Annotated in this window: 17 protein-coding genes; 8 read left to right on the forward strand and 9 right to left on the reverse strand. The window is 64.7% G+C overall.

Annotated elements, in window-relative coordinates; genetic code table 11:
• Positions 1-111: 111 nt before the first annotated feature.
• The 3 genes from ttcA to AWB81_RS00245 all read right to left on the reverse strand — a co-directional run bounded on the left by ttcA (position 112) and on the right by AWB81_RS00245 (position 2,376).
• A complete protein-coding gene (gene ttcA / locus AWB81_RS00235; protein ID WP_062631896.1) occupies positions 112-1,074 on the reverse strand; it encodes a tRNA 2-thiocytidine(32) synthetase TtcA in 963 nt (320 codons plus the stop codon).
• On the reverse strand, positions 1,071-1,472 hold the full coding sequence (locus AWB81_RS00240; protein WP_062631897.1) for a dihydroneopterin aldolase: 402 nt from the start codon (positions 1,470-1,472) through the stop codon (positions 1,071-1,073). Before AWB81_RS00240 ends, ttcA begins: the two co-directional genes overlap by 4 nt.
• Positions 1,473-1,542: 70 nt before the next feature.
• On the reverse strand, positions 1,543-2,376 hold the full coding sequence (locus tag AWB81_RS00245) for an SDR family oxidoreductase (protein WP_062631898.1): 834 nt from the start codon (positions 2,374-2,376) through the stop codon (positions 1,543-1,545).
• Between the two features lie 13 nt (positions 2,377-2,389).
• Between AWB81_RS00245 and AWB81_RS00250 the strand changes: the two genes are divergently transcribed.
• Both AWB81_RS00250 and AWB81_RS00255 read left to right on the forward strand, forming a co-directional pair.
• Positions 2,390-3,595: a class I SAM-dependent methyltransferase gene (locus tag AWB81_RS00250; RefSeq protein ID WP_062631899.1), complete on the forward strand. Its 1,206-nt coding sequence runs from the start codon at positions 2,390-2,392 to the stop codon at positions 3,593-3,595.
• Positions 3,596-3,605: 10 nt separating this feature from the next.
• Positions 3,606-3,800, forward strand: a complete 195-nt coding sequence (locus tag AWB81_RS00255) for a DUF2905 domain-containing protein (RefSeq protein WP_062631900.1) — start codon at positions 3,606-3,608, stop codon at positions 3,798-3,800.
• 24 nt (positions 3,801-3,824) lie between these two features.
• Here the strand turns inward: AWB81_RS00255 and AWB81_RS00260 are convergent, their stop codons facing one another.
• From AWB81_RS00260 to AWB81_RS00275, 4 genes are all read right to left on the reverse strand, one after another.
• The gene (locus AWB81_RS00260; protein ID WP_062631901.1) at positions 3,825-5,069 is read right to left on the reverse strand and encodes a multifunctional CCA addition/repair protein; all 1,245 of its coding nucleotides are present in this window, start codon (positions 5,067-5,069) and stop codon (positions 3,825-3,827) included.
• Complete coding sequence (locus tag AWB81_RS00265; protein ID WP_062631902.1) at positions 5,066-5,683, reverse strand: glutathione S-transferase family protein; 618 nt, start codon at positions 5,681-5,683, stop codon at positions 5,066-5,068. Before AWB81_RS00265 ends, AWB81_RS00260 begins: the two co-directional genes overlap by 4 nt.
• A 32-nt stretch (positions 5,684-5,715) precedes the next feature.
• A complete protein-coding gene (locus AWB81_RS00270) occupies positions 5,716-6,672 on the reverse strand; it encodes a complex I NDUFA9 subunit family protein (protein ID WP_062631903.1) in 957 nt (318 codons plus the stop codon).
• A 99-nt stretch (positions 6,673-6,771) separates the two neighbouring features.
• The gene (locus AWB81_RS00275; protein ID WP_062631904.1) at positions 6,772-8,739 is read right to left on the reverse strand and encodes a lytic transglycosylase domain-containing protein; all 1,968 of its coding nucleotides are present in this window, start codon (positions 8,737-8,739) and stop codon (positions 6,772-6,774) included.
• Between the two features lie 20 nt (positions 8,740-8,759).
• On the opposite strand from AWB81_RS00275, the gene AWB81_RS00280 reads away from it, so the two are divergent.
• Entirely contained in the window at positions 8,760-9,356 is a 597-nt protein-coding gene (locus tag AWB81_RS00280) for a 5-formyltetrahydrofolate cyclo-ligase (RefSeq protein ID WP_062631905.1), read from the forward strand.
• A 41-nt stretch (positions 9,357-9,397) separates the two neighbouring features.
• Here AWB81_RS00280 and AWB81_RS00285 read toward each other — a convergent pair whose 3' ends face one another.
• A complete protein-coding gene (locus AWB81_RS00285) occupies positions 9,398-9,910 on the reverse strand; it encodes a winged helix DNA-binding protein (RefSeq protein ID WP_062631906.1) in 513 nt (170 codons plus the stop codon).
• Positions 9,911-10,075: 165 nt separating this feature from the next.
• Between AWB81_RS00285 and pxpB the strand changes: the two genes are divergently transcribed.
• From pxpB to AWB81_RS00310, 5 genes are all read left to right on the forward strand, one after another.
• Positions 10,076-10,729 carry a 5-oxoprolinase subunit PxpB gene (gene pxpB, locus AWB81_RS00290; RefSeq protein WP_062631907.1) on the forward strand — a complete coding sequence of 218 codons (654 nt, stop codon included), beginning with the start codon at positions 10,076-10,078 and terminating at the stop codon, positions 10,727-10,729.
• On the forward strand, positions 10,726-11,766 hold the full coding sequence (locus AWB81_RS00295) for a 5-oxoprolinase subunit C family protein (RefSeq protein ID WP_062631908.1): 1,041 nt from the start codon (positions 10,726-10,728) through the stop codon (positions 11,764-11,766). Before pxpB ends, AWB81_RS00295 begins: the two co-directional genes overlap by 4 nt.
• Positions 11,767-11,789: 23 nt before the next feature.
• Positions 11,790-12,536, forward strand: coding sequence for a 5-oxoprolinase subunit PxpA (pxpA, locus tag AWB81_RS00300; protein ID WP_062632073.1), 747 nt, complete (start codon positions 11,790-11,792; stop codon positions 12,534-12,536).
• A 181-nt stretch (positions 12,537-12,717) separates the two neighbouring features.
• Complete coding sequence (locus tag AWB81_RS00305) at positions 12,718-13,437, forward strand: DUF969 domain-containing protein (protein ID WP_062631909.1); 720 nt, start codon at positions 12,718-12,720, stop codon at positions 13,435-13,437.
• Positions 13,434-14,390 carry a DUF979 domain-containing protein gene (locus AWB81_RS00310; RefSeq protein WP_062631910.1) on the forward strand — a complete coding sequence of 319 codons (957 nt, stop codon included), beginning with the start codon at positions 13,434-13,436 and terminating at the stop codon, positions 14,388-14,390. Before AWB81_RS00305 ends, AWB81_RS00310 begins: the two co-directional genes overlap by 4 nt.
• Positions 14,391-14,571: 181 nt before the next feature.
• Here AWB81_RS00310 and AWB81_RS00315 read toward each other — a convergent pair whose 3' ends face one another.
• Positions 14,572-14,919, reverse strand: a complete 348-nt coding sequence (locus AWB81_RS00315; RefSeq protein WP_235025684.1) for a hypothetical protein — start codon at positions 14,917-14,919, stop codon at positions 14,572-14,574.
• Between the last annotated feature and the right edge of the window lie 5 nt (positions 14,920-14,924).

Raw genomic sequence — 14,924 nt, forward strand, 5'->3', positions numbered from 1 at the left:
CGCGTCGAATCATGTGAGGAAAATCGAGCGGCCAATATAGCATGGTGGCCGCAGCGGCCAGGGCCGCGGGAAGCCCGCGCGGCCTTGCTGGGAACCTTATTGCGCAGTGCGTCAAATGTCGTCGAACTGGACGATTGAAACGGTGTTCGGCGTGCCTGACGGTTCGCTCGCGCACGGTTCCTCGTCGAATGCGATATCGCCCTGCGGATCCGCCTCGCCCGTCGCCCGGAGGCCAGCGAACGGAAACAGCTTGTGATCCATCAGATGCGACGGCACCACGTTGCCGAGCGCGTTGAACATGTTCTCGACGCGCCCCGGAAAACGCTTGTCCCATTCGCGGATCAGCGCCTTCATTTCGGCGCGCTTCAGGTTCGGCTGGCTGCCGCACAGGTTGCACGGAATGATCGGGAATTCGCGCAGGTCGGCGTATTTCTCCAGATCAGTTTCCTTCACATAGGCGAGCGGCCGGATCACGACGTTCTTGCCGTCGTCGGATTGCAGCTTCGGGGGCATGCCCTTCAGCTTGCCGCCGTAGAACATGTTGAGCAAAAGCGTCTGCAGGATGTCGTCGCGATGATGGCCGAGCGCGATCTTCGTCGCGCCCAGTTCGCCCGCGACGCGGTACAGGATGCCGCGACGCAACCGCGAGCAGAGCGAACACGTCGTCTTGCCCTCGGGCACGAGGCGCTTCACGATGCTGTAGGTGTCCTGGTTCTCGATGTGGAACGGAATATCGAGCTTGCTCAGATAGTCGGGCAGAACGTGCTCCGGAAAACCCGGCTGCTTCTGGTCGAGATTGACGGCGACGATCTCGAAGTCGATCGGCGCGCGCTCGCGCAGGCGCATCAGGACGTCGAGCATGGCGTAGCTGTCCTTCCCGCCCGACAGGCAGACCATCACCTTGTCGCCCTGCTCGATCATGTTGTAGTCGCCGATTGCCTGGCCCACTTGCCGCGCGAGGCGCTTGAACAGCTTGTTGTTCTCGTAGGCTTCCTTCTGCTCGCGGCGCGTGAGCGCTGCGCGCTCGGGCGTCTGCGGATCGGCGTGCAGGCCGGCTTGAGCGGGCGTGGTCATGCTCGTTCCTCTTTGATGCGAAAGACCTCGACGCCCACGGCGTCGCAGTCGGGATAAACGTCGGGCTTTTCCGTCGACACGGCGACCGCCAGCACGCGCGGATGCGCCAGCAGCGCAGCGGCGACATCGTCGCAGAGCGTTTCCTGCAGATGGATGTGGCCACGCTTCACACGCTCCGCGATGGTCGATCGCATGAAGTCGTAGTCGACGACTTCGCGCAGTTTGTCCTCGACAGGGGTCGATAGCGCGAGCGGCACGAACAGCTCGACATTGATGACGACGCGTTGCTCGCCCTGCTTTTCGAAGTCATGCACGCCGATGTTGATGCGCACTTCGTAATTGCGCAGAAAGAGCCGCCGGCAGTCGGCGAGCCGGGGATGCGAAAGTGCGGCAAGCATGGTGTTTTCCGTTAGGTGTTGCGTGCTTCTTGCGATTTTTCCGCGCGTTTCGGCGGAAAAACGCGCAAATTCAGTGCTGGTTGCCGATGATGAACATCACATCGCGCGGGCTCGGCACGAGATGCTGCCCGCCATCGACTACAAGGGTCGTGCCCGTCACGCCGTGCGCCGTCGCCAGATAGCACGCGGCCTCGGCGAGGTCTTCCACGCGCGACGCCCGTCCGAGCGGTGTCACGCGGTGCGCCGCTTCGAACGCGGCGGGCGTCTGTCCCGCGGAGATCATCGTGAGCCCGGGCGCGAGTCCGACAACGCGCAGTTTCGGCGCCAGCGCCTGCGCCAGCGCGACGGTCGCGTTGTCGAGCGCGGCCTTCGTCAGCGTGTACGACAGGTAATCCGGATTCATGTTGTACAGCTTCTGATCGAGCACGTTGATCACGACGCCGCGCTGCTTCTCGTCCTCGACGGCCGCTTCCGGCACCGTTTCGTACAGCGCGCGGGCCAGCGTCAGCGGCGCCGCCAGGTTGACGGCGGTCATTTCCAGCAGTTTGGCGTAGCCGAAATCCTGCGCGGTATCTTCGACAAAACGCGACGCGCAGTTCACCACGCAAGCAAGCCCGCCGAGCGCCTCGATGCACGCCGGCACGAGCGCAGCGACCTGCGCTTCGACCGCGAGATCCGCCTGTAGCGCGACCGCCCGGCGGCCGAGCGCGGCGATTTCGGCGACCGTTTCGCGCGCGTCCCGCTCCGATTCGCCGAAATGCACGGCGACGTCCCAGCCGCGCGACGCAAAACCGAGCGCGATGCCCCGGCCGATGCGCTTCGCCGCGCCGGTGACGAGCACGACGCGCGGCTTCTCAGCCGACTTGGGCCCGCCGGGCGCGGAAACTGAAGAAGAGGCGCTCATTTACAATACTGGGATGAATCCGAATGCTCGACAATCCGACAGTTTACCTGCTCCCGGCGCCGACGCGCTGGCGCAATCCGCGGCGCTCACGGCGCTGATCCGTGAGCGCATGGCCGACGCGGGCGGCTGGCTGCCGTTCGACCGCTATATGGAACTGGCGCTGTATGCGCCGGGCCTCGGCTATTACAGCGGCGGCGCGATGAAATTCGGCCGGCGCGCGGACGACGGCAGCGACTTCGTGACGGCGCCGGAACTGTCGCCGCTCTTTGCGGCCACGCTTGCGCGGCCTGTTGCGCAAGCGCTACGGAAAAGCGGCACACGCCACCTGATGGAATTCGGCGCGGGCACGGGCAAGCTGGCGGCGGGGCTCCTGAAAGCACTCGCCGACCTCGACGTCCCGTTCGACAGCTATTCGATCATCGATTTGTCCGGCGAATTGCGCGAGCGCCAGAGCGCGACGCTGGAAGCCGACGCGCCCGTGCTCGCGTCGAAGGTGAAATGGCTCGATGCGCTGCCGGAAGCATTCACGGGCGTGGTGATCGGCAACGAAGTGCTCGATGCGATGCCGGTGCGCCTCGTCGTGCGCAAGCTCGGCGCGTGGCACGAGCGCGGCGTGGTGGAACTGGATGGCCGTTTCGCCTTCGACGACAAGCCGCTCTCCGACGATCCGCTCGTCGCGACGATCGACACCGCCATCGACGCCGTCAACGACGAGCCTTTTGCCGAATACGTCACCGAGACGCACGAAGCGGCGCTCGCGTTCACGAAGACGGTCTGCACGATGCTCACGCGCGGCGCGGCGTTTTTCATCGATTACGGGTTTCCGCGTCACGAGTTCTATCACGCGCAACGCGCGGGCGGCACGCTGATGTGCCATTACCGGCATCGCGCGCACGCCGATCCGTTCCTGTACCCTGGCTTGCAGGACATTACCGCGCATGTCGAATTCACCGGCATCGCCGAAGCGGGCGTGGACGGCGGCGCGGACCTGCTCGGTTTCACGTCGCAGGCGCGCTTCCTGATGAATGCGGGCATCACCGATGTCCTCACCGACATCGATCCCGCCGACGCCCGCCGCTACCTGCCGGCGGCCAACGCCGTCCAGAAGCTGTTGTCGGAATCGGAGATGGGCGAACTGTTCAAGGTGATCGCGTTCTCGCGCGGCATCGAAGAGACGCTCGACGCCTTCGCGGCCGGCGACCGCTCGCACACGCTGTAGGGACGCCGACATGATCCGCTGGCTGCTCACCACCTTCGTCGCCCTGTCGATCCTGTCGGCTTGCTGGCCGTGGCTCAGGAAGTTCGGCATCGGCAGACTGCCCGGCGATTTCACGCTGCGTCTGTTCGGGCGCGAGTATCCGTTCCCGTTCATGTCGACGCTGATTCTTTCGATGCTGCTTTCGCTGATCGCCCGGGCGCTCTGATTTTCGGCCGCTTCGCCCGCCCACTCAGCCCGCCGCTTTCTCCAGCGCCGCCTTGACCGCCTCGACGCGCGCATGATGCACCGCGTCCTTGATCTTCGCGGGCTCGCTCGCGTATTGCTGCGCGACGGCGCCCGCATCGACCGCGCGCGCCGCCACCAGCGCTTCCCGCAGCCGCTCTGCCTGCGGATACGCCTGCTGCGACATTCCGAGCCGTCCGCGCGCGTCCGCGACGCACGCCTGCAACGCCTCCGCGAAACGCGCGGGCTTGCGCAGCGCGTCGCATCGCTCAAACAGGCGCACGAGCGCGGCCGGACCCATCTCCATCACGCGATGAATGTTGCCGTGTTCGCGCGCGACGAGCAGTGCGAGATCGCGACACTCGTTCGGCACGCGCAGCCGCTCGCACAAGGGCCTGAGCAAATCGACGCTGCGTCCTTCGTGGCCGACGTGGCGCGGCAGGATGTCTTCGGGCGTGGTCGCCTTGCCAAGATCGTGCGTGAGCGCGGCAAAGCGCACCGGCAGCGCGAAATTCTGCGACGCCGCGTAGTCGAGCACCATCATCACGTGCACGCCGGTATCGACTTCGGGGTGATAGTCGGCGCGCTGCGGCACGCCCCAGAGCGCCTCGACTTCCGGAAGGATGCGCGCTAGCGCGCCGCTTTCGCGCAGCACGTCGAACATCCGCGACGGCGTGCGCTCCATCAATCCGCGCGACACTTCCTGCCACACGCGCTCGGGCACGAGCGCATCGACTTCGCCCGCCGCGACCATCTTCTTCATCAGCGCGCGCGTTTCGTCGGCGACAGTGAAATCCGCAAAACGCGTCGCGAAGCGCGCGATCCGCAGAATGCGCACCGGATCTTCGACGAACGCTTCGCCGACATGGCGGAACAGCTTCTGCGCGAGATCGGCGCGACCATTGAACGGATCGATGACGGGGCCGGTGAGTTCGCCGTCCGGGCTCAGCTCTCGCGCCATCGCGTTGATCGTCAGGTCGCGGCGCGCCAGATCCTCTTCGAGCGTCACGTCTGGCGAATAGTAGAACTGGAAGCCGTGATAGCCGGCCGCCGTCTTGCGTTCGGTGCGCGCGAGCGCGTATTCCTCGTGCGTCACCGGATGCAGGAACACTGGAAAGTCCTTTCCGACCGGCCGATACCCCTGCGCGACCATCTGCTCGGGCGTCGCGCCGACCACGACGTAATCGCGATCCACCACCGGCACGCCGAGCAGTTCGTCGCGAATCGCGCCGCCCACGGCGTAGATGTTCATCGCTCGCTGCCCGCGGCGGCGATCCACGCGACGACCGCCGGCAGCGCCGTCACGCGCTCGGCGTAGGCGCGGGCCACGTCGGAGAGAGGCGGCGCGTAGGAATTGAAGCGCATGACGACCGGCGCGAACATCGCGTCGGCGATACCGAATTCGCCGAACAGGAACGGCCCGCCGTGCGTGTTCAGGCATTCCTGCCAGATCGCCTCGATGCGCGCCACGTTCGCGAGCGCTCCGGGCGTGTGGCCGGTGCCGGGCGCGCGCTTGTGGACGTCCATCGGCATGTCGCTGCGCAGGTCCGCGAAACCCGCGTGCATTTCCGCGCTGATGCTGCGCGCGCGTGCGCGGGCTGAGGCGTCGCGCGGCCACATGGCGTGCTGCGGATATTGTTCGGCGAGCGTCTCGACGATCGCGAGCGATTCCCAGACCGGCTCGCCCGCATCGGTGATCAGGCACGGCACCTTGCCCGACGGCGAATAGCGCAGAATCTGCTCCTTCGTGTCGGGGCGGTCGAGGCGCACCGGGATTTCGTCGAAGGGAATGTCGAAGTGCGTCAGCAAGAGCCAGGGCCGCATCGACCAGGACGACACAGACTTGTCACCGATAAGAAGTTTCATGGGCACGCTTGAAGAAAGAAACCAATGATGTTTTAACGATGCGCCGACGCGCGAAACGTGCTGAAGCGCGAGCGCGACGAATTGCCGGTCAGGTACATCGGCGCGATGGCCTCGATGCTCGCTGGCTCGTCGATGCCGAGTTCCGGCGCGAGCGGTCCGCTCGCGATGCTCGGCGTTTTCATTGAATCGAGATTGTCGCGCGACATCATCGGCTCGCCGGGCGCCATTTCGAGCGTCATCGCCTGCAGGCGGCCGAGGCCGTCCGGCAGCTTGATGATCTTCGCATGCTTGCCGATCGTCGCGCCGCTGAAGCGCACGAGTTCTGCGAGCGTGTAGACGCGCGGCCCCGCAAGCTCATAGGTGCGGCCGTTCGCGGCATCGAGATCGAGCACGTTGACGATCGCCTTCGCCACGTCGCCGACGAATACCGGCTGGAACTGCGCATCGGCGCAGGCGAGCGGAATCACCGGGAACATGCGTTCAAGAAACGCAAACTGGTTCAGCAGATTGTCCTCGGGACCGAACACGACCGAACTCTGGAAGATGGTCGTGGCAAGCGACGATTCGCGGATCACCTTCTCGCCGTCGCCGCGCGAGCGCAGATACATGCTCGGGCCGTTCGGGTCGGCGCCGATGGCGCTCATGTGCAACAGGCGCCGCACGCCCTTCGACTCGCAGGCCGCCACGATCCGCTTCGGCAATTCGACGTGCGCCTTCGCGAAATCGGGGCCGTAGGGATCGCCGCGCCGCCCCTGAAGGATGCCGACGAGATTGATCACCGCGTCGGCCTCCGCGACGAACGCGGCAAGCTGCGCCGGATCGTACACATCGGTTTCGATCACATCGACGGGAAGCAGGGTGAGATGCGCGGCATTGTTTCGCCGCCTCGTCGCGACGCGCACATTCTTGCCGAGCTCGACGAGCGCGTTGACGAGATGACTGCCGATGAAGCCCGAACCGCCGATCAGCGCTACTTTCTGATGTCGCATATTCGCCTCTGATGGATGGCGGCGGCTTTACGCGAGAATCGGGCCGCGCGTCTTTCCGTTGAACGGAGTGTTCAAACGCGCGGCCTTCGTGAGAAAGGCTTATGGCGCGATGTAGCCGAGCCGTGCCTTCAGCGATTGCGGACGGCCTTCGAACAGCGCCGCGTAGTAGACGGTGTTCGACAGCACGTTCTTCACGTAGTCGCGCGTCTCGGAGAACGGAATCGTTTCAGCAAAAATCGCGCCTTCGACTGGCGCCGTGAGGTCGCCGCGCCACTTGTTCGGACGTCCCGGACCGGCGTTGTAGCCCGCTGTGGCGAGCACCGGGGAGTTGTCGAATTGATTGTAGATCATCGACAAATAGTTGGTTCCGAGCAGGATGTTCGTATTGATGTCGTTCATCTGCGCACGCGAAACCGTCCCGAGGCCGATCTTCTTGGCGACGAGCTGCGCCGTGCCCGGCATCAGTTGCATCAGTCCGCCCGCGCCGACTTCCGAGCGCGCGTTGATGATGAAGCGCGATTCCTGCCGGATCAGCCCGTACGCCCATTCGACGTCGAGTCCGGTGTTCTGCGCATCGCGCTCGACGATCTCGCGGAAAGGCGACAGATAGCGCAGCGAGAAGTCGTGCTCAGTCTTGGTCTTGTCGGCGGTGTTGACCGTGCGGTCGAACAGTTCGATGCGGCGCGCGTACTGCGCGGCGGCGAGCAGTTGCCGGTCGCTCATCGTGCGCAGCGGCCAGTTCCATTCGCGGTTGCCTTCGAGGCGCAGGTTCATCGCGTAGAAACGCTGCGACAGCGCGAAGCCCGGCACCGATTGCATCTGCGCGATCTCGGCGTCGGAGACGGACGTGCGCGGCGGGATCGTGATCTTCTGGCCGAGTTCTTCCGAAGCCAGCTGACCGTAGAAGTCGAAGCGGTCCGCGATGGACTGGAATTCCTGTGCGGCCGTCGCGGCGTCGCCGGCCTGCTTCAGCGCACGGGCGTGCCAGTAGATCCACGCGGGCTGGCTGCGCAGCGTGGGCGGCATCTGTTCGACCGACCAGCGCACCATGTTCCAGTCGCCGGCGAGCAACGCGCTGCGCGTGCGCCATTCATAAGCCGGAACCGACAGCGGCGCATTCACCGACAGCCGGTACCAGTCCGCCGCGCCCGGCATGCGCTTGATCGCTGCCTGATAGCCGATGGTGCCCCAGCCGATCGCGCGCTCCGGCGCGGTCAGGCTCGGCGCGACCGAGCTGAACGTGGCGGCGGCCATCGCGGGATCGTTGCGGGCCATGCGCGTGATCGCGACGAGCGTCAACTGGTGCGCCGGCGTGTTCGGCATCACGCCGCGCGCGAGATAGAGCGGCGGCGTGCTCGTGGCGTTGTCTAAGAGTGTCGGATCGGGACGTTCCTGTCCGAGCGCATCGACGATCTTCGCGCCCGTGTTCGTATAGTTCTGCTCGTACGCGAGACGAATCTGTTGCCAGACGTCATCGCTTGAGAATTGCTGGTTGCGAGCCAGCGCGCCGATCAGATCGACACAGCCATCGCCATACCATTTCGGATCGATGAGCAAGGCGCGCGCGGCGTCCGCCACATTTTCTCCGCGTGCCGCGCGCGCTTCGAGCGCGTAGCATTTCACCTGCGTGTCGTCATTGAGCACGAAGCGGGAATACTGCTGCTCGAAGTTGCGCCAGTCGTGACGGCCGCCGAGCACCACGAGATAGTCGTTGCGCATGCGGTCCGCGATGGCCTGGCCATCGTAACGCTGCAGGAACGAGAGCACCGGCTCGTCGGGCGCATCGACGCGTGCGTGGCCTTGCGAGTCGAACAGCTGCGGCTTGATCGTGAAGTATTCGATATATCCCGGCGCCGGATACTCCGGAATCTGCGCCGCGAGCGCAGCGGCCTTGCCCGCGTCGTTGTTGCGCGCAGCTTCGCGCAGCTGCATGAAGAGGCGGTCGTCGGACGAGGGAATGAAGTCGGCGTCCGGGCGGACGGCGGAAGCGGTGCTGCAAGCGACGAAACTGAGCGTCGCGAGCGCCGAACCGACCGCGAGATATACTCGATTGAGGCGTTTTGACATCGTTATTTCAGGAGCGCGAATTGGTCGAAAGCATAGCACGCAACCCTTCTCCAGAACCGAAAAGCGCGCTGCGCGCAACGCTGCTCGCAAGCCGCGAAGCGCAACGCGAAGAGGCCGATCACGCGGCGCGAAATGAGGCGCTCGCGCGCCGTCTGATGGCGGCAATCGCGCGGCATCCGGAGGCGTCGTGCATCGGCTTTTACTGGCCGGTTGCGGGCGAGTTCGATGCGCGCAATGCGCTCGCCGTGTGGCTCGCGCTCGATGAGTCGCGCAGTGCGGCGCTGCCGGTTGTCGTCGAGAAGCATGCGCCGATGCTCTTTCACGCGTGGCGCGAGCATGCGCCGATGAAAGCGGGCCGCTATCGCATTCCGGTGCCGCTCGAAGAGCGCGCGGTCGTGCCGGATCTGTTATTGATACCCTGCGTGGGCTTCGATGGAGACCGGTATCGGCTGGGATATGGCGGCGGCTATTACGATCGAACGCTCGCCGCGTGGCCGGCGTCGAAGAAGCCGGTGACAATCGGCGTTGCGTTCGAAGCGGGCAAGTGCGATTCGCTGCCGCATGAAGCGCACGACATGCCGCTCGATACGGTCGTCACCGAAGCCGCGATTTATTGAAGCGTTTGCTCCGGTGATGACCGGAGCACTTGCATCAAAGATCAAAGCGAGGCAGCGGCGCGCGCGGCGGTGTCGTAAAGACCCGACGCATTGCGCATCAGTTGCGCCGCTTCGCCGATCTGTTCGTTCGTCAGGCCACTTTCGCGCAGCGTCGTGATCAGACAACTCTCGCGCACTTCGCGATACTTGCCGCATAGCTCCCGGCCGGCGGGCGTCGCGGAAAAGAACACTTCCTTGCCGGTCTTTTCGCTCTTGACGTAGCCGCGCGCCACCAGTTTCTTGAGCGCATACGTAGCGACATGCGTGTCCTCGATGTTCAGCACGAAGCAGATGTCGGCGAGCTTTTTTTTGCGGTCCCGATGGCTCACGTGGTGCAGCAGCGATACCTCGACCGCGGTCATGTCCTTCGCGCCCGCCGCCGACATGCAACGCACCATCCAGCGGTTGAACGCGTTGCTCGCCATGATGAGTCCGTACTCGAGTTCGGACAGTTCGGCGCTCGATTCAGAGACCAGATGCTCGGAGGAAACGATCTTGGTGGGATGGCGCGGCATGGTTCTCGACCGGTTTTCTGTGCGTTGGAGTGTAGCGTATCGACTGAATTCGAAGCGCATCGGAAGAAACGCTGATAGATAATTTGTTGATAATTTATTGATAATGTACATTCTGCGACGGCGCTCTGCATCCTCATGTGCGCCCCGCTCACCCGAAAAGCACGCATGACACGACCACGCATTCATCCGCTCGGCGACACCGCCCTCGTCTGCACGACACCGCCGCCCGCGACGCTCGACTGCCAGCGCCGCATGTGGGCGCTCGCGGACAGCGCGCGGCTGTGGCCGCACGTCGTCGAAGTCGTGCCGGGCATGAACAATCTGACCATCGTGTTCGATCCGCTCGAAGCCGACTACCAAAGTCTCGCGCAGCAGCTGGACGACGGCTGGGACACCGTGGCCGTCGTCGAATCCGGCGCGGCGGAGATCGAGATCCCGGTGCGCTACGGCGGGACCGACGGACCGGATCTCGGGACCCTAGCTAAGCACGTGGGCTTGTCGGTCGATGAAGTCGTGAAGCGGCACACGCAGGCGGAGTACGTCGTCTTCTTCCTCGGCTTCCAGCCGGGCTTCGCGTATATGGGCGGACTCGACCGGTCGCTCTGCATGCCGCGCCGCGCAGAGCCGCGGCTCGAAGTGCCGGCCGGATCGGTCGGCATCGGCGGGGAGCAGACGGGCATTTATCCGGCGGCGTCGCCGGGCGGCTGGCAGTTGCTCGGGCGCACCGACCTGAAACTCTTCGACCCGGCGCGCAACCCGCCGACGCTGATGCAGCCCGGCGACCGCGTGCGCTTCACAGCGCTGGAGGTGCGGGCATGATCGACGTGATTCGCGCAGGCATGCTCACCTCCGTGCAGGACCTCGGCCGGCACGGCTACCGGCATCTGGGCGTCAGTTCGGGCGGGGCCCTCGACGCGCTGTCGCTCGAAATCGGCAACCGGATCGTCGGCAACGCTCCGGACGCGGCGGGCATCGAAGTGACGTTCGGGCCAACCGTGCTGCGCTTCAGGCACGCGACGCGTGTCGCGATCACCGGCACGGATTTCGGCGCGACGCTCGACGACGAACCGGTCTTTTCGTGGTGGAGCCTGCCGGTGCGGGCGGGACAGGAACTGACCTTGCGGGTGGCGAAGCGCGGCATGCGCGGTTACGTGTGCGTGGCGGGCGGCATCGACGTGCTGCCGATGCTCGGCTCGCGCAGCACCGACCTCGGCGCGTGCTTCGGCGGACTCGGCGGCCGCGCACTCACCGACGGCGACCGGCTGCCGGTCGGTGTGCCGCTGCCGCATCAGGGCATCGCGTTTTCGCCGGAGGAACCTGCGTTCGGCGTGAAGGCGCCCGCGTGGTGCAAGTTCGTGCTCGTCGACGAACCGTTGCGGCGCGGGCGGCATGCGGCGGGTGTCGCATGGTCGATTCCGATCCGCGTCCTGCGCGGTCCGGAATACGAGAGCTTCACCGACGCGGCCCAGGCGAACTTCTGGAACGAGGAGTGGACGATCACGCCGAACAGCAACCGCATGGGCTTTCGCCTCGCGGGCACGGCGCTCGAGCGCAAGGGCGGGACCGACCTGCTTTCTCACGCGGTGCTGCCCGGCACGATCCAGGTGCCGCCGAACGGCCAGCCGATCGTCCTGATGGGCGATGCGCAGACAACCGGCGGCTATCCGAAGATCGGCGCCGTGATCCAGGCCGACCTGTGGAAGCTCGCGCAAGCGCGGTTGAATAGCGGCGTACGGTTCATCGAGACGTCGGTGGAGGAAGCGCGCCACGCGCTCGCCGACGAACGGATGTACGTGAAACAGGTGCAGACCGCGATCGCGATGCACGAAGAGCGGTGCGCGCGGAGCCCCCGATGAACGGAAAGGACCAGGTGAACGTCATGGAAATCGATCTCAATGCCGATCTCGGCGAAGGCTGCGGCTCCGACGAAGCGTTGCTCGACCTCGTCAGTTCCGCGAACATCGCGTGCGGCTGGCACGCGGGCGGCGCCACCGCGATGCGCGATTGCGTGCGCTGGGCGGTCGAAAAGGGCGTATCGATCGGCGCGCATCCGAGCTTCAACGATCCCGAGAACTTCGGCCGCAAGGAAATGGACCTGCCGCCCTCAGAGATCTACGCGGGTGTGCTGTACCAGCTCGGCGCGCTATCGGCGATCGCACAGGCCGAAGGCGGACGCATCGCGCACGTCAAGCCGCATGGCGCGCTCTACAACCAGGCCGCGCGCAACCCGCAAATCGCCGACGCCATCGTCTCCGCCGTGCACGACTTCGACCCTTCGCTGATGGTGTTCGGGCTTGCGAACAGCGGGCTCGTCGAGGCCGCACGCAAGTCGGGGATCGTCGCGATCGAAGAAGTGTTCGCCGATCGCGGCTACCGCGCGGACGGATCGCTCGTGCCGCGCAAGGAGCCGGGCGCGCTGCTCGACGACGAAGACATCGTGCTCGACCGCACGCTCGCGATGGTGCGCGAGCAGCGCGTGAAGGCCGTGAGTGGCGAATGGGTGCCGCTCCACGCACAGACCATCTGCCTGCACGGGGACGGCGAGCACGCGCTAGCGTTCGCGCGGCGCATCCGCTCGGCGCTCGCCCACGCGGGTATCGACGTGCGCGCCGCGCACGGCAACTGATTGCCCGGTACGGAAGTCACGAGGCAATGAAGCATTGAACGCCCCGCCGGTTTCGCGGGGCGTTTTAGCAAAAAGCGGCCGTCAGAGCTGCTTGGCACACCGGTGCGGCGCGTGGCTCGTGCGCTCGCATCGGGAACGCGTCCCGTGTCCGGGACATGACGTCGAACCGTTTGGAGATCTCATGGCAACCGCAGTCAATCTATGGCCGCTGATAGGCGTGGCCGTCATCATCGCAGGCTTCATCCTGCGCTTCAATCCGATGCTGATCGTGGCTGCCGCCGCGATCGTCACTGGCTTTGCGGCGCATTTTCCGCTCGACCGCATTCTCGCTGCGATCGGCACCGGCTTTCTCAAGACCCGCAACATCCCGCTGATCATTCTTCTGCCGCTCGCGGTGATCGGCCTTCTGGAGCGCCACGGACTGCGCGAACGCGCGCAAATCTGGATTTCCGGCATCAAGGCGGCCACGGCAGGGCGCCTGTTGATCGTCTATCTGCTGATTCGCGAACTGACGGCGGCCGTTGGCCTGACCGGGCTTGGCGGTCATCCACAGATGGTGCGGCCGCTCCTCGCGCCGATGGCCGAGGGCGCGACCGAAGCGCGCTACGGCAAGCTCTCCGACCAGATCCGCTTCAAGCTGCGCGCATATTCCGCCGCAACCGACAACGTCGGACTCTTCTTCGGGGAGGACATCTTCGTCGCGTTCGGCGCGATCGTGCTGATGGTCACCTTCCTGAAGGAAGCGGGGATCGTCGTCGAGCCGCTGCATGTGGCCGTGTGGGGCATCCCGACCGCGATCTGCGCGTTTCTCATCCACGGCTTCCGGCTGTGGCTGCTGGACCGGCAACTCGCGCGCGAACTCGATGCGCTGACCCGGAACGTCGCGGGAGAAAAGGCATGACGCTCACGATCAACTATCTGTTCTATCTGGTCGGCATCGTGCTGGTGGTCGTCGGCGGGATGATCCTGACGGACAAGTCGCATCCGCGGCGGCTCACGGCCGGCACGTTCTGGCTGGTTTATGCACTCGTCTTCCTGATCGGCGACCTGCTGCCGCCTGCAGTGGTCGGCGTGCTGGTGATCGCGATGGCGCTGATCGCCGGCCTTGGCGGCGTGACCGGCGCAAAGCCCAGGATGCTCTCCGAAGAGACGCGCCGCCAGAGCGCGGTGCGCCTCGGCAACAAGCTCTTCATTCCCGCGCTGACGATTCCGGTCGTGACCGTGATCGTGACGCTTGGCGCGAGCCATCTCGTGTTCGGCGGCACGCCGCTGATCGAACTGAAGAACGTGACGCTGATCGGTTTCGGCATCGGCTGCGTGATCGCGCTCGCGATTGCCTGTGTGATGACGCGCGATACCGTCGGGCAATCGATGCAGGAAGCGCGACGGCTGATCGATGCGCTCTCGTGGGCGGCCGTGCTGCCGCAGATGCTCGGCATGCTCGGGCTGGTTTTCTCGGATGCGGGCGTCGGCAAGGCGGTCGCGCACGTGACGACGGCCTATGTGAACCTCGACTACCGGCTGGTCGCGGTGACCGTGTACTGCGTCGGCATGGCGCTCTTCACGATGGTGATGGGCAACGGCTTCGCCGCGTTTCCGGTGATGACGGGCGGTGTCGGCGTGCCGATTCTGGTGGGCGTGTTCCACGGCAATCCGGCGACGATGGTCGCGATCGGCATGTTCTCCGGCTACTGCGGCACGCTGATGACGCCGATGGCCGCGAACTTCAATATCGTGCCGGCTGCATTGCTGGAGTTGCCTGACAAGAATGCCGTAATCAAGGTGCAGGTGCCGACGGCTTTGTCTTTGCTGGTTGTGAATATTTTGTTGTTGAACTGGTTGATGTTTTTGTAGGTTGCGCGGTTCGCCCCGAAAGGGGCGAAAGGCTCTCACAAGACATCGATTACCACTGAGGCTCCGCTAGAACCGGTCAAGAAATTCATATTTCATCTCGACTCGTTCAACAAGAACCGGACGCATACCAGGTGTGCGGTGCAGAGCGCCGGGAATAGATGGCGCGCGACCCGGCGCGCGCTCATCGTGCCCCGAACCGGTCGAAGAATCCAAACTTGGTTTCCACCTTTTCGATCTTCGCCGCGCCATTGATGTAGACATCAACACGGCTAAAGGGCGGTTTTATCTCGACGCCATCGCGACTCGACATCGGAAGACTAATGTCCATGAATGAATCCGCTTCTGGGAAAAGCTCTGAATAAAAGCGCTCGACTTGTCCTGGGCGAAGTTCGTCTTTGGTTATGCTGTGGTTGTTATTGAAAAAATACACCACAGGTTCGCGGGCGCCTTCGTCGTAATGCAATATCACTACTGGACGGCAAATGAGCCAGAACAGCGTCCACAGGAAGAAGGCAACGCACAGCGCCACGAACA

The sequence above is a fragment of the Caballeronia arationis genome (assembly GCF_001544975.2).
Taxonomy (GTDB): Bacteria; Pseudomonadota; Gammaproteobacteria; order Burkholderiales; family Burkholderiaceae; genus Caballeronia; species Caballeronia arationis.

Excerpts from the sequence above, each read along its gene's own strand:
- ttcA (WP_062631896.1), bottom strand. The coding sequence starts at position 1,074 with ATGACCACGCCCGCTCAAGCCGGCCTGCACGCCGATCCGCAGACGCCC.
- AWB81_RS00240 (WP_062631897.1), bottom strand. The coding sequence starts at position 1,472 with ATGCTTGCCGCACTTTCGCATCCCCGGCTCGCCGACTGCCGGCGGCTC.
- AWB81_RS00245 (WP_062631898.1), bottom strand. The coding sequence starts at position 2,376 with ATGAGCGCCTCTTCTTCAGTTTCCGCGCCCGGCGGGCCCAAGTCGGCT.
- AWB81_RS00250 (WP_062631899.1), top strand. The coding sequence starts at position 2,390 with ATGAATCCGAATGCTCGACAATCCGACAGTTTACCTGCTCCCGGCGCC.
- AWB81_RS00255 (WP_062631900.1), top strand. The coding sequence starts at position 3,606 with ATGATCCGCTGGCTGCTCACCACCTTCGTCGCCCTGTCGATCCTGTCG.
- AWB81_RS00260 (WP_062631901.1), bottom strand. The coding sequence starts at position 5,069 with ATGAACATCTACGCCGTGGGCGGCGCGATTCGCGACGAACTGCTCGGC.
- AWB81_RS00265 (WP_062631902.1), bottom strand. The coding sequence starts at position 5,683 with ATGAAACTTCTTATCGGTGACAAGTCTGTGTCGTCCTGGTCGATGCGG.
- AWB81_RS00270 (WP_062631903.1), bottom strand. The coding sequence starts at position 6,672 with ATGCGACATCAGAAAGTAGCGCTGATCGGCGGTTCGGGCTTCATCGGC.
- AWB81_RS00275 (WP_062631904.1), bottom strand. The coding sequence starts at position 8,739 with ATGTCAAAACGCCTCAATCGAGTATATCTCGCGGTCGGTTCGGCGCTC.
- AWB81_RS00285 (WP_062631906.1), bottom strand. The coding sequence starts at position 9,910 with ATGCCGCGCCATCCCACCAAGATCGTTTCCTCCGAGCATCTGGTCTCT.
- pxpB (WP_062631907.1), top strand. The coding sequence starts at position 10,076 with ATGACACGACCACGCATTCATCCGCTCGGCGACACCGCCCTCGTCTGC.
- AWB81_RS00295 (WP_062631908.1), top strand. The coding sequence starts at position 10,726 with ATGATCGACGTGATTCGCGCAGGCATGCTCACCTCCGTGCAGGACCTC.
- pxpA (WP_062632073.1), top strand. The coding sequence starts at position 11,790 with ATGGAAATCGATCTCAATGCCGATCTCGGCGAAGGCTGCGGCTCCGAC.
- AWB81_RS00305 (WP_062631909.1), top strand. The coding sequence starts at position 12,718 with ATGGCAACCGCAGTCAATCTATGGCCGCTGATAGGCGTGGCCGTCATC.
- AWB81_RS00310 (WP_062631910.1), top strand. The coding sequence starts at position 13,434 with ATGACGCTCACGATCAACTATCTGTTCTATCTGGTCGGCATCGTGCTG.